This is a genomic window from Crassaminicella profunda, assembly GCF_019884785.1.
Classification (GTDB): domain Bacteria; phylum Bacillota; class Clostridia; order Peptostreptococcales; family Thermotaleaceae; genus Crassaminicella; species Crassaminicella profunda.
In genome coordinates this window covers 2,672,719-2,686,873 of record NZ_CP082326.1, presented here as the reverse complement: position 1 = coordinate 2,686,873, position 14,155 = coordinate 2,672,719, and the positions used below count along the sequence as shown (strand labels likewise).

The window sequence follows — 14,155 nt, the reverse complement described above, 5'->3', positions numbered from 1 at the left end:
AGAGGGAATTTTCAAAATAATGGAATAAACAAAAAAGAAAAGTATGATTTAAATAGCTGGAATGTTTAAAAAATGTTTAAAAGATGTTTATTATTAAAAAAAAGAATATTTGAATAAACAATTTTTAAAACGTTTCCTATGACAAGTAGCTGTTATCATAAGATATATTCATTAGAAGGAGGTAAATAGGTATGATGAAAGAAAAAAATATGAAGGAAAAAAAGCCTAGTTTTGGTGGTGCACTTTTTGTTATTTTATTTCTTTGTGCAGCTATGTATGTACAAGTGTTTGTTTTGCATCAAAACTGGGTAACACACATTACTTTGATTTTAGCATCAGTAGTAGCCTCTATTGTAGCATTAAAGGCTGGATTTACATGGGAGGATATTCAGGAAGGGGTTATATATGGATGTAATATAGCCATGATTCCTATGTTGATTTTAATGCTAGTGGGAGTATTGATTGCATCATGGATTCCAGCAGGAACTATACCAACATTGATTTATTATGGATTAAAGATTTTATCACCATCAATATTTCTTGTTACAGTAGCTTTTGTATGTTCGGTAGCTTCAATTTCTACAGGTAGTAGTTGGACCACTGGAGCAACTTTTGGTGTAGCATTTATGGGAATTGGTATGGGGCTTGGTATTCCTGCACCTATTACAGCAGGAGCTGTTGTTTCAGGAGCTATCTTTGGAGACAAAATGTCGCCTCTTTCGGATTCTACTAATTTAGCAGCAGGTGTAGCAGAGGCAAATCTATTTGATCATATTAGAAGTATGGTTTATACTACAGGACCTGCATTCATTCTGTCACTGATTATTTATGGCATTATTGGTATGAAGTTTACAGGTGGTAGTATTGATACGAGCCAAATAGATATTATTTTAAATGGATTAAAAGCAAATTATTGGATTAGTCCAGTTACTTTGATTCCACCACTTGTTGTGGTAGTTTTAGCTGTAAGAAAATGGTCAGGACTTGCAGTTATGGTTGTTGCATCTATTTTAGGAGCAGTATTTGCAATGGCTTTTCAAGGGTATGGACTTGGAGAGATGTTATCCTTTATGAATGATGGATTTGTTTCATCAACAGGGATTGAAGAAATTGATAAACTACTTAGCCGTGGAGGGCTACAAAGCATGATGTGGACTATATCTTTAGGATTTATAGCATTAAGTCTTGGAGGAATACTTGAAAAAACAAAAATGCTTGAAGTATTATTAGACAAAATTTCTCATCTTGTAAGTACTACTGGAGGATTAGTTACAACTCATGTATTGTCAAGTATTGCAGTAAATCTTTTTTCAGCAAGTCAATATATGGCAGTTATTATTCCAGGAAGAATGTTAGTACCTGCTTATAAGAAACTAAACTTACTACCACAAGTTTGTTCTAGAACTTGTGAAGATTCAGCTACAGTAACATCACCTCTTGTACCTTGGGGACTTTGTGGTGTGTTTTTCACTGGTGTATTGGGCGTACAAACCCTTGATTATTTACCTTATGTGTTCTTAGCATTTTTAACACCAATCATTGCGATTATCTATGGTATTACAGGTAAATTTATGTTCAAAGAAGGAGATATCCCATCTATGAATACTTATAATGATCAAAAGGAAGAAAGCACTCAATAAATATAAAAAGTCAGGAAAGGAAGAAAAACTATGCAAAGACAAGTCTTAGATTATATCAATGAGGAAAGCGTAGTTGAATTATTAACAAAGCTTATAGAAATTCATAGTCCATATTTTCATGAAGAAAAAGTCATGTTCTTTACATATGAGTGGCTAAAAGAAAAAAAATTGTATCCACAGTTTCATGAATATGAGGAAAATAAGATTACAAACTTTAAGGGAACAAATGTAATTGGAAGATTAAAGGGAAAAGAAAAAGGACCTTGTATTTTATTGAATGGACATTTAGATACAGTGAATGTTTGTGAAGGATGGGAGAAAGATCCTTTAAAAGCTACTAGAGAAGGAAATAAACTTTATGGATTAGGTGCTTTAGATATGAAATCAGGTTGTACAGCTTTATTATTAGCCCTTGAAGCCTTTAAAAAAACAGTAAAAGATTTTAAAGGAGAAATCCTTTATTCATTTGTATCGGATGAGGAAGGTCCCTATGGTCTGGGAACAAATGCCACAATAGAGGATGGAATTGTTAAAGATGCAGATGTAGCCATTGTAACAGAACCAAGTAGCGGATTTTGTGGTGTTGATTTTCCTTGTCTTTGTCTAGGGGCAAGAGGAGGATATAACTATAGGGTTGAATTTAAAGGAACAGCTGCTCATGCAGCTAATCCTGAAAAAGGAAATAGTGCCATCCTTGATTGTGCAAAAGTTATGATGGAATTAAAAAATTCTGAAATGATGAAAGACCCTAAACTAGGAAAAGGGTCCACTTGTATTATAGAAGCGGGCGGTGGAGGTCAAGCATGTAGTGTGGCAGATACAGCATTCTTTACGGTTTTTAGACATATTGTAAGAGGAGAAGATAAAGCATACCTTGAAAAAGAACTATATGAAGCAGTAAAAAGAGCTGATATAAAGTCAGAAGTAAAAATGATTTTTAGAGAGGGTCCTAGCCATGAAAGCCAAGGATTTAATCCTTATATCGTAGAGGAAAATCAGCCTTATGTCAATCAAATTATAGAGAGTATTGAAAATGTATGTAACGAAAAGCCGCAAATTGCATATTTTTCTAGCATTGGAGATTTTAATTATTTAGGTTCTAGATTAAAAGTACCAACATTTGTGTTTGGAGCTAATGGAGGTAATTATCATACAGCAAATGAGTATGTAGAAATAGATTCTGTTATAAAAACTGCCCATGTAGTATATGAATTTCTAATAAACACCCTTGGACTCAATTAAAAATAACCCTCTTATTCTATAAAAAGAATAAGAGGGTTATTTTTAATCATTCAAATTGTATTTTACTTTTAAAGAATGTTACAATAAAAGAACAAAATATGAATTATAAAAAATGGGAGAAGGATGGAATAAGGGAATGGGACAAGTTGATTTACTTTTATATAATGGAATCATTATCAGTTTAGAAGAAGAGAAACCAATATGTAATTGGGTTATGGTAAAGATGGGAAAGGTTTTTGACTTAGGAATAGGAGACGGATACAAGTCTTATTTAAACCAATCAATAGACGCAATAAATTTAAAAGGAAAGACGTTGGTTCCAGGTTTTTATGATAGTCATGTTCATTTAGTCCAAACAGGGCTAAATAGTTTAAGTTTGGATTTAAGTCATGTAAATAGTATAAAAGAGATCTTAAATTGTATAGAGGAAGAGACTCAAAAAATTTCTAAGGGAGAATTTATTCGAGCTATAGGTTTAGATGAACTGAAAATAAAAGAAAAAAGATTGCCTAATAGATATGAACTTGATTTATGTGCGCCAAATCATCCTGTATGGATTAATCGAGTAGAGTACCACACGAGTATAGTCAATTCATTAGCTTTGCACAAGTTAAGAATTCCTTATGATACAGATGGCATTATTAGAAATGAAAATCACACACCATCAGGTGTATTGACAGGAAGAGCGAGTGCTTTAGTAAGAAAACAAATATTAAATAAACTTTCAAATCGCATGAGACTAAAAGGAGTAAATCATGTATTAGAAAATGCCATAGAAAAAGGAGTAACGTCTTTAAATGCTATGGAAGGAGGATTTACCTTCCATGACAAGGATGCTGAATTTGTATATGAAAATAAAGATAGTTTTCCTATTGATGTGAGTCTTTTTTATCAGACAATCAATGTGAAGAAAGTTTTAGAAAAAGGATTAAGAAGAATTGGAGGAGCATTATTTTTAGATGGATCATTTGGTTCTAGAACAGCTGCTTTGTCAGAGCCTTATTTTGATGATGCATCTACAAATGGAAAACTTTACTTTTCCCAGGATGAAATCAATGATTTTATTTTAAAAACTTATAAAAACGATCTTCAAGTTAGTGCTCATGCTATTGGGGAGCGTGCTATTGAACAGATTTTAAGAGCTCATGAATATGCACAAAGCATTTATCCAGGAAAGGAACATAGGAATAGAATTGAACATTGTGAATTGCCTAGTATAGATCAAATAAGAAAGGCAAAGAAATTAGGATTGATGTTATCTATGCAGCCAGCATACGAATATTTTTGGGGAAGTTCAGGACAGATGTATGAAAAAAGATTAGGAGAAACAAGAAGAAAAAAAGCCAATCCTTTTAAAACTATTTTGGAGGAGGGGTTAATCATAGCTGGGGGTTCCGATAGTGATGTGACACCAATGAATCCTATACTTGGCATTCATGCAGCAGTAAATCATCCAGTTTTAGAACATGGTGTTAGTCCTATAGATGCATTAAAAATGTTTACAATTAATGGAGCGTATGCAGTATTTGAAGATCACTTTAAAGGAAGTATTAAAGAAGGGAAATATGCAGATTTTGTTGTTTTAAATGAGGATCCTTTAAAAATACAGAAAGAAAAAATCAAAGAAATACAAGTATTAGCTACAATAAAAGAAGGAAACATTTTGTATGAAAATAATCTTAGAGATTAGATATAAAGGGTGATAGTAATTGGCTAAACTAGAAATATATATGCTTGGGAATTTAAAAATAATATGGGATAATAAGCCTATATTAGAAAAACTAAGTAATAAAGCTGCTGGGATTTTATGTTATTTAGCTGCCAATAGAGAAAAAAAGTTTAGTAGAGATAAATTAGCTGCATATTTTTGGGATTCTAGCAATATAGATTCTGCTAGGTATAATTTAAGATATAATCTATGGACCCTTAGAAAAATTATCAAAAAGGATGAGAATGGTGAAGAAATTATATTAACCAATAAAGACACCTGTAGAATTAATCCTAAAACTAAATTTTATTTAGATATTTTTGAGATGAATGATATTTTAAAGGATATAGATGAAAAAAATTTTAAAAAGCATAAAAATGATTTGGAAAAAGTAAAAAAACTGTATGTAGGTGAATTTCTTGAAGAGTTTTATTTAAAAAAATGCATAGAGTTCAATGATTGGACCTTTTATGAGAGAGAAAAAACTCAAAGAAAATATATAGATCTACTTCATAAATTATCATATCTATATGAAGCAGATGATGAATGCCATAGAGCCATTGATATATTAGAAGAAATGATTATGATTAATCCATTAAAAGAGGAACTTTATGTACAACTCATAAAGATTTATATAAAACTAGGAGATAGAAATGCCGCATTAAATCAATATGAAAGATGCTGTACTATTCTAAGAGAAGAATTAAATATCGGACCTATGGAATCCACGAAAAAACTTTATGAAAAAATAAAGAAAAGCAATACAGAATTTAATCAATTTAATAATTTAGAAGAAAAAATGAATCCATATAAAATAGATATAAATTTTCAAATTGCTCTTTATTCAAAAGAACAGTTTAAAGGAATAAGAGCAGGACTATGTAAGACAAGAGAAAAAATGATGATCAATAACCCCTGTTATCCCTTAAATAATGTAGCGTATTATTGGATGTCAAATTTAGTGGAAAAGCTAATTTTTTCTTTTCACAAAGAAGACTTAAAAAAACTAGAAACATATTATTGGCAGGATATTTTAAGAATACAGTCACGGGTGTTAAGCGTTGATGAAAGTGTGACGATTAACGGTTCTTTAAGTATAAAAACTGAAAAAACTAGAATTTTTAATGGCGTAGAACAATTAATCAATATGTTAGTGAAAATTGAAAACATTATCATTATGATTGAAGATTTTCATTATATAGATGGGGAGTCATTTGAGTTTTTAAAATACTATTTATTCAAAAATCAGAATGTACCTATAGAGCTGATTATATGTGGAGATATAAAAAACAAAAAAATGAATGAATTGAAGAAGTATATGAATCTAATAGATTCTTGCAAATAATTTTAAAAGGTTTCTAAAAATTCATCTTCTTTTTATTTTTTTAGAAATAAGGCAATAATATTATTGACAAATAAGAAAATCAGTAATAAAGTAAAAGACGGTTGTTTTTTATTGAACGGATAAAAAAATACTATAAGGTATGAATATTTAAAAGAAATAAGAAAAAAATACTATAAGTAGCAGATTAATGGTATAATAAGATATTTGTTGAACTAAAATAGGTAAAGGAATGATTAAATGGAAAAAATTAGATTCGAAGATTTAGAATGTTCAAAAGAAATCAAACAAGCAGTAAAGGATATGGGATTTGAAGAGACAACACCTATACAAGGATTAGCTATTCCGTTAGTGTTTGAAGGAAGAGATGTAGTAGGACAAGCCCAGACTGGAACCGGAAAAACAGCAGCTTTTGGAATACCTGCTATTGATAAAGTATCACCGGATAAAAAAGAAACCCAAGCACTTATATTATGTCCAACGAGGGAACTAGCTGTACAAGTTTCAGAGGAACTTTCAAAGCTTGGAAGATATAAAAAGAGAATAAATATTTTACCAGTTTTCGGAGGACAATCTATAGATAGACAGATTAAAGGTCTACAAAAAGGCGCACAAATTGTTATTGGAACGCCTGGTAGAGTAATGGATCATATTCGAAGAAAAACTTTAAAGCTTGATAATCTAGAAATGTTTATATTAGATGAAGCAGATGAAATGTTGAATATGGGATTTAGAGAAGATATAGAAACCATTCTACAAAGTGTAAAGAAAAAAAGACAAACAATGCTTTTTTCTGCTACAATGCCTAGAGCTATACTAGAGATTATCAATGAATATCAGGATAATCCTGAAATTGTTAAGGTGGTTCATAAAGAATTAACAACACCAAATATCGAACAAATGTACATAGAAGTAAAGGAAAGAGATAAATTAGAAGTTTTAACAAGATTAATAGATATGTACAATCCAAAGCTTTCTATCGTATTTTGTAATACAAAGAAAAAGGTAGATGAAGTTACAGATCTTTTACAAAGTAGAGGCTACTTAACAGATAAAATCCATGGGGATATGAAGCAAACTTTAAGAATGAATGTAATGAATAAATTTAAGCGTGGAGATATAGAAATTCTAGTTGCTACAGATGTTGCAGCAAGAGGATTAGATATAGATAATGTAGAATATGTATTTAACTTTGATGTTCCAGCTCATGAAGATTATTATGTTCATAGAATCGGTAGAACAGGAAGAGCAGGAAAAACAGGAAGCTCCTTCTCATTTGTAACAGGAAGAGATTTTTATCTTTTGAAAAATATCATGAAATATACCAAGAAAAAAATCAAACAACATCCTATTCCTACTATTAAAGATATTGAAACAATAAAGACAGAGGCATTTGTAGATAAAATTAAAAGAAAAATCGAAGAAGGTAATCTTCAAAAGTATATTAAAATTGTTGAGAAATTAATAGAGGATGATTGTCCTTCCATAGAGGTTGCAGCAGCTCTTCTTAAGATGGAGCTAGCAATGCCAGAGGCTAAGGAAATAAAAGCTGAAACTTTTAAAAAGGTAAGAGATACAGGTGCTCAAGAAGAGGGCATGGTAAGAATGTTTATCAATATTGGTAAGAACAAAAAAATAAGACCTAAGGATGTAGTTGGAGCTATTGCTGGAGAAACAAGCGTTAAAGGAAGAAACATAGGTGTGATTGATATTCATGATGATTATACATTTGTAGAAGTACCGGAACAATACGCAGAAGAAGTACTTAAGAAGATGACTAAAAATACTATAAAAGGTAATCCAATCATGATTGAGCCTGCTACAGGGAGAAAAGGTAGAAGAAAAAGAAAAAGAAGAAAGTAAATGAGTAGGCTCTTAGTTGAAGAAGAGGATAGAAAAACTGTGCTATAAAGGTAGTGCGGTTTTTTTTATTTCTTTTATGGATAAAGGAATAATTTTATGTAAGAAATTACAAAACAAAGAGGAAATTCAGAATATTTATAGAATAGAAAATATAATGACGATTACAAAAGGTGAGGGGGAGCTAAAATGGCTAAACTTTATTATTGTACAGAATGCAGAAGGGTTGAAAAGGATTCTAATAAGTGTGGCGCTTGTAATAGTGAAAGAATTAAACTTTTAAAGGTGGGTGCGCCAGTAAATGTGATTGGTACAAAGCAGAAGGGGAAAATTTTTAAAATTAAAGAGGATGGGGTAGACTTATTGATTATCAATCAAGCAAAGGAAAAAACCATAAAAGGTTATAAGCATGAAGAAATTCAAAAGATTTTTTAAGGATGAGAGGATTACCTGCTGGATAGCAGGTAATTTTTGTATGTTTTTGAAAGTGCTTTTAAGGAAATGTAGGATATGGTATAATGTTCCATAATCCTTATGGATGATTGTAAGCTTATATTACTTAGTAGGAGGATGAATATGGAATATGCACCCATTATTACAATAAATGATTTAAGAATGAATTATGGAGCAGGAGAAGACATATTAAAGGGAATCAATGTGGAAATCTACCCAGGTCAGATCATAGGATATATTGGACCAAATGGGGCTGGGAAAAGTACTACAGTAAAAATTCTTCTTGGCATATTAGATAACTATAGAGGAAAAATAGAGATTTTCGGAAAAGATATTTCAGTGGATAAAATAGCCTATAAAAGAAGAATTGGTTATGTACCAGAAACTGCTGAAATATATGAGCATTTAACGGCCTATGAATACCTTACTTTTTTAGGAGAAGTTTATGGGTTGGAGACAGAAATTGTAGAAGATAAAGCAAAAAAGATGATGCGTATATTTGGAATAGAAGAACATTTTTATAGTAGAATTTCTTCTTATTCAAAGGGAATGAAGCAAAAGCTATTGATTATAGCAAGTTTACTCCATGATCCTGATATATTGTTTTTAGATGAACCTTTAAGTGGTTTAGATGCAAATAGCGTAATGGTTTTTAAAGAAATCTTATCCAAACTTGCTGCACAAGGGAAAACAATTTTTTATTCTTCTCATATTATGGAAGTTGTAGAAAAAATAAGCCATCGCATACTGCTTCTGAATAATGGTCAAATTGTTGCAGATGGAACTTTTGAGGAATTAAAGGAAAAAAGCATGGAAGGATCTCTAGAAGAAATCTTTAATCAATTGACAGGATTTCATAAACACAAGGAGATTGCAGATGAATTTATCAAAATTCTTAAGGAGGTGTAAGAAATGAAAGATTTCAGATCCTTAAAAGTTTTAGATAAATTTCGGTTTGTTTTTGAGAAATCAGGAGTAAATTATAAAGTTATGAGAAAAATATTACAACTAAAATTAATTATGGACATGAGAAGAGTGCCTACAGCCATGAATAATCAAAACAAAGATGATGATCAGGACAAGAATTTGTTTATGAAGTCTTTGTGGGGATATGGGTTTGTTGGTTTGATTATTATGTTTACCATGATCTCTCCTTTATCATTATTTGTAAAGCTAAACTTTTGTTTTGGGATGATGATGTTTATGATTATGACCATTATGATTTCAGACTTTTCATCCGTGTTACTAGATATAAAGGATAAAAATATCTTATTGACAAAGCCTATAGATCCAAAGACTATGAATATAGCCAAGGTACTTCATATTTTCATTTATTTATTTATGATTACTATGAGTATGGCAGGACCTTCTTTTGTAGCAGGGGTAATAAAATACGGATTCTTGTTTGGTGTTTTATTTTTCGTGAATTTAATATTCATTGCAGGTTTTATCGTTTTTCTATCTTCTTTGTTATATTGTTTTATTCTTCATTTTTTTGATGGAGAAAAGTTAAAGGATATAATTACCTATTTTCAAATTATATTGTCTATTACCATGACCATTGGTTATCAGTTTATAGGACGTATGTTTCATATATTTAAAAATGACATGGTTTTCACACCAAAGTGGTGGACGTATTTTATACCTACGGCTTGGTTTTCAGCTCCTTTTGAATTATTTATTAATCATAACTATGCAAAACACAATATTTATTTAAGTATTTTATGTATTTTAGTACCAATAGTAGCTTTAATCATACATATAAAGATGGTGATCCCTTATTTTGAAAAAAATCTTTCTAAATTAAATCAATATAAAGCTAAAAATGCTAAATATTATGAAATAAAAGGAAGAATTCATAAAAAAATAGCAAGAATTTTTTGCTTTGAAAAAATGGAAAATATATTTTTTAGATTTACCCAAAATATGCTTTCAAATGAAAGAACGCTGAAACTAAAAATATATCCTAATATTGCTTTTGCAGCAATTTTTCCATTAATTATCATTGGAAGAGATTTTTTTGATGGTAATTCTATGGCAACAATTAAGGATGAGATGGCTGAGAATAAATTATATTTGTTTATCTATTTGACAGTACAGATGATGTCTAGTTCTGTTTTGATGCTCAACACAAGTGAAAAGTACAAAGGTGTGTGGATTTATAAGATCTTACCTATAAAAAATTATGCGCATATATATAAGGGAGCATGGAAAGGTTTTCTGCTTAAGTATCATATTCCTGTTTTGCTATTTGTAAGTTTTATATTTTCATTATTTTATGGGTATAAAATTATAATTGATTTGATTTTGATTTTACTAAATATGCTTTTAATCAGCATATTGGTTTTTAGAAATTCATCAAAGGAACTTCCATTTAGTAAAGATTTTAAACATGTTCAGGAAAATAGCTTAGGGACATTCTTTTTCGCAGCCTTTATCTGTGGGGTTTTAGCAGGGATACATTTTTTAGTGAGAAATTCAAGCTATGGACGAATGATTTATTTAGGAGTGGTATTTATACTCAATGTATTTTTATGGAAGAAAAGTTTTCAAAAACAGTCTATAAATTTAACATAAATTATAAAAGTGGATGAGGAGCATAAACTCTTCATCCACTTATTTATGATCTTATAAAAAAAAGTCATTGCATAGGCAATAACTCTTTTTTGTTGTTATTATCTTAAATATACATAAATAGAAATATATTATTTTCTAGACACGCTAAAACTAATAGGTTTCATATTTACTATATAATAAAATAATATTTTTTTTAGATTAAAGTTTAGTTACGTTGCTAGCTTGAGGTCCTCTGTTTCCATCAGTAATTTCGAATTCAACTTGTTGACCTTCTTCTAAACTTTTGAATCCGTCTCCTTGGATTGCAGAGAAATGTACGAATACGTCATCTCCACCTTCTACTGAGATAAATCCATAACCTTTTTCTGAGTTAAACCATTTAACTGTACCTGTTTTCATTTAAAAATCCTCCAAAAAATTAAATTTTATTTTCGTAGCTAAGTATATCATATGTAGATACAAATAGCAACGTGTTATTTATATTATTGGAGATATTTTTATATTCTATTACAAAAATTATCTTACTTTTGCTAATTTTTTTAAAAATAAGCTAGGCCTTGATACATCAGGGATACAAGGATTGATAAAATGATAAATCAATACGAAAGTTTTTAAGGTCATATGTATTTTTGAGTATTGTCGCATAAAGTTGAAGGCAGTGGAATATAAGCTAAAATTGACGGTTATATGAAAAGAATGTAGAATGAATATGTTAATTTAAAAAGTGAAAAAAATTTTGTACACGAATTTGAATTTATTCCAACGTCAGGCATGTTCAAAGGTCATTTAGATGAATTAGAAGTAGTATTTTTTATCTTCGTCAACTTCTTTAAAGCCTCCATAGACGTCTAAAATAGTAACTACGATGGATACGGTTGTAGTTATAGGATAATAAAGTCAAGATGTTGGAAAAATATTCAAAATTAGTGTATGATATATCTTAAAGCTGTTCAAATATGTACGAGGAGTGGAAGAATGAAAAAATTTATGAGTATAGGAAAAATAATAGTAGTATTATTATTACTTTTTACATTAGCAGGGTGTAGTAAAGAAAATACAGCAAGTTCTGTAGTGGAAAAGAGTCATGTTGATGCAGAGATAGATAAAAGAGATGTAGATACATCTGTGTATGAAAAGGACTTGAATGAACAAGTAGAACAAGTGCCACAAAATCCTTTGTTCTCATATGAATTAGATAAGTTATATCGTTTATATATTGTTAATAATCCTATACATCCAGAGTATGAAAATGTGTTGGTCATGAAAGAGACAACAGATAACTTCAAAAAAGTTGGAGAATTTGGATTTGAGTCAAATGAAAATGATATAAAAGGTGATGAAATTTATAAAGTAAGTAAAATTGCTGTGGAAAAATCAAAACAAAATGATGAGATGTATATATATGTTTTTAGAGAAGGACAAGTTTACAAAGGAATGGATATTTTTATTTTAAAGAACGATAAGATCGAGAAGAAATGGATTTATAGAAAGAAACAAAATTCTAATCTTATGTTTGGGCATATAAGATATGAACATTTACTTGATCAACAGAGAGCATATATCTATGATGTCTCCAATGAGACTGATAAGATGGATGAACCCGAGAAAATAAATAATATTGAAGAATCACAGGATTCTAAAATAGTAGACGATCCTATTTATATTGCTATAGATGATTTATTTTTAGGTACTTTTGAAGATGGACGAATTCTGTAGAAGTTTATAGGAAGATGGAAGGAATAGAAATGATAGAATGAAAAGAAAAATAGGGACTTTTGATAGATGAGAGTCCCTATTTGTTTTTATCTTCCCTTCATTAATTTTTTCTCAAAATAGGCTACCCCTTGATACATAAGAGATGCAAGAATCGCTAATATAATAACACTTGTCATAACTAAATCTAATTTAAATACTTGACCGCCATATACGATTAAGTATCCTATTCCTGCTTGAGATACTAAAAATTCTCCAACGATTACCCCTACCCAAGAAAGGCCTACATTGATTTTAAGGGCATTAATGATAGTAGGAATACTTGCTGGAATGATTACTTTTTGAAGTGTTTGTACTTTTGTTGCACCAAAGGTTTGAAGCATTTTTATTTTATCCTCATCAACTTCAGTAAATCCTCCATATACGCCTAAAATGGTAACAACGATTGAAATGGTTAGAGCAGTAAAAATAATCCCTGTAATCCCTGCTCCTGCCCAAAGAATGATAATGGGTGCTAAGGCTGTTTTAGGAAGTGCATTTAAAATAACCATATAAGGGTCTAATACTTTAGAAACAAAATCTGACCACCATAAAAGGATTGCAACTAAAGTTCCGAAAAAAGTTCCTAGTAAAAAGCCTACAACAGTTTCAAAAGTACTTACTCCAATATGTTTAAATAGAGACCCATCTTTTGCAAGCTTTAAAAATAAATGCCACATTTGAGAGGGATAGCTTGTAAGGAAGGTATCTATTAACTCGAGTCGAGCAGCTATTTCCCAAAGGGCAAAAAATACTACAAGTAAGGATAATTGTGTAATAAGGATAGCTTTTTTTCTTTTTTTATCTACAGCTAAAAATTTCATATGGTCTTTAGAAAATTGATAATTTAGAGTTTTGCCTTTTTTAGAATCTACTACTTTATCAAACATGAACATCAAGCTCCTTCCATATAGAATTAAAATAATGTCTAAATTCAGGAGCTTCTCTAGAAGAAAGAGGTGTTCTTTCGTTTTCAAGTGTTAGATGAATTTCATGAATACTTTTTACCATAGCAGGTCTTTTGGAGAGAACGACTACTCTATCTGCCATAGATATAGCTTCTGCTATGTCTTCAAAAAGACGGATTATAATGATAAAAAATTTGACTAATATAATAGGTAAGGAACAGAAAACAAAAGAATAAATTGGATATTAATGTAAAAAATGATAAAATAGAGTTGATTAGAATATAAAGGTGGAATGATCCTATGTTTATTCTTGAAATAGTAATGCCAATAGTGGCATTAGCAGTAACACTACCATACCTATATCCAGTCATATTATTACCTAAAATTATTCTCTGTTTATTATCGGGAGAATACACATCTAATATGGAGCTTTTACGAAAAGAGCGCAATAAATCTATACGTTTCTTTATATTAGATATTGTTTTATGGTTTCCTATAGTGTTTATAGGATGGATGTCTACAGATGCACCTAGTACGAGTAGCTTTCATATTAGTGTAGTTGAGTTTTTAACGTATGTACCAATATTTGCATTAGCCTGTGTGATCATTACAATCATAGTAATGATAATAGAATCTAGAAAAGCAAAGGCTGAGCATAATTAATTATTTTGTA

Annotated in this window: 13 protein-coding genes and 1 pseudogene; 11 read left to right on the top strand and 3 right to left on the bottom strand. The window is 30.2% G+C overall.

The annotated features are described in order from the left end of the window. Positions 1 to 191: 191 nt before the first annotated feature. The 8 genes from nhaC (at position 192) to K7H06_RS12690 (ending at position 10,822) form a co-directional block, all read left to right on the top strand. Entirely contained in the window at positions 192 to 1,640 is a 1,449-nt protein-coding gene (nhaC, locus tag K7H06_RS12725) for a Na+/H+ antiporter NhaC (protein ID WP_223036421.1), read from the top strand. A gap of 30 nt (positions 1,641 to 1,670) precedes the next feature. Further along, entirely contained in the window at positions 1,671 to 2,882 is a 1,212-nt protein-coding gene (locus K7H06_RS12720; RefSeq protein ID WP_223036420.1) for a M20 family metallopeptidase, read from the top strand. A 136-nt stretch (positions 2,883 to 3,018) separates the two neighbouring features. After that, a complete protein-coding gene (locus K7H06_RS12715; protein ID WP_223036419.1) occupies positions 3,019 to 4,572 on the top strand; it encodes an amidohydrolase in 1,554 nt (517 codons plus the stop codon). 19 nt (positions 4,573 to 4,591) lie between these two features. Beyond that, positions 4,592 to 5,935, top strand: a complete 1,344-nt coding sequence (locus tag K7H06_RS12710; RefSeq protein ID WP_223036418.1) for an AfsR/SARP family transcriptional regulator — start codon at positions 4,592 to 4,594, stop codon at positions 5,933 to 5,935. Positions 5,936 to 6,172: 237 nt separating this feature from the next. Further along, positions 6,173 to 7,795, top strand: a complete 1,623-nt coding sequence (locus tag K7H06_RS12705) for a DEAD/DEAH box helicase (protein ID WP_223036417.1) — start codon at positions 6,173 to 6,175, stop codon at positions 7,793 to 7,795. Positions 7,796 to 7,981: 186 nt separating this feature from the next. After that, a complete protein-coding gene (locus K7H06_RS12700) occupies positions 7,982 to 8,227 on the top strand; it encodes a hypothetical protein (protein ID WP_223036416.1) in 246 nt (81 codons plus the stop codon). Positions 8,228 to 8,368: 141 nt separating this feature from the next. Then, complete coding sequence (locus K7H06_RS12695; protein WP_425514917.1) at positions 8,369 to 9,154, top strand: ABC transporter ATP-binding protein; 786 nt, start codon at positions 8,369 to 8,371, stop codon at positions 9,152 to 9,154. A gap of 3 nt (positions 9,155 to 9,157) precedes the next feature. Continuing rightward, positions 9,158 to 10,822 (top strand): ABC transporter permease, encoded by a 1,665-nt coding sequence (locus tag K7H06_RS12690; RefSeq protein ID WP_223036414.1) that lies wholly within the window; start codon positions 9,158 to 9,160, stop codon positions 10,820 to 10,822. Positions 10,823 to 11,020: 198 nt separating this feature from the next. Here the strand turns inward: K7H06_RS12690 and K7H06_RS12685 are convergent, their stop codons facing one another. Further along, on the bottom strand, positions 11,021 to 11,221 hold the full coding sequence (locus tag K7H06_RS12685) for a cold-shock protein (protein WP_223036413.1): 201 nt from the start codon (positions 11,219 to 11,221) through the stop codon (positions 11,021 to 11,023). 357 nt (positions 11,222 to 11,578) lie between these two features. On the opposite strand from K7H06_RS12685, the gene K7H06_RS21550 reads away from it, so the two are divergent. Further along, complete coding sequence (locus K7H06_RS21550) at positions 11,579 to 11,674, top strand: hypothetical protein (protein ID WP_425514955.1); 96 nt, start codon at positions 11,579 to 11,581, stop codon at positions 11,672 to 11,674. 123 nt (positions 11,675 to 11,797) lie between these two features. Beyond that, positions 11,798 to 12,538, top strand: coding sequence for a hypothetical protein (locus K7H06_RS12675; protein WP_223036412.1), 741 nt, complete (start codon positions 11,798 to 11,800; stop codon positions 12,536 to 12,538). Between the two features lie 86 nt (positions 12,539 to 12,624). On the opposite strand, the gene K7H06_RS12670 is transcribed toward K7H06_RS12675, so the two are convergent. Further along, positions 12,625 to 13,464 (bottom strand): ABC transporter permease, encoded by an 840-nt coding sequence (locus K7H06_RS12670; protein ID WP_223036411.1) that lies wholly within the window; start codon positions 13,462 to 13,464, stop codon positions 12,625 to 12,627. Beyond that, positions 13,457 to 13,660 (bottom strand): annotated as a pseudogene (locus K7H06_RS12665) (spermidine/putrescine ABC transporter ATP-binding protein); the annotation flags it as partial. The gene K7H06_RS12670 and the pseudogene K7H06_RS12665, both read right to left, overlap by 8 nt. 122 nt (positions 13,661 to 13,782) lie before the next feature. On the opposite strand from K7H06_RS12665, the gene K7H06_RS12660 reads away from it, so the two are divergent. After that, a complete protein-coding gene (locus K7H06_RS12660) occupies positions 13,783 to 14,145 on the top strand; it encodes a hypothetical protein (RefSeq protein WP_223036409.1) in 363 nt (120 codons plus the stop codon). Positions 14,146 to 14,155: the final 10 nt, after the last annotated feature.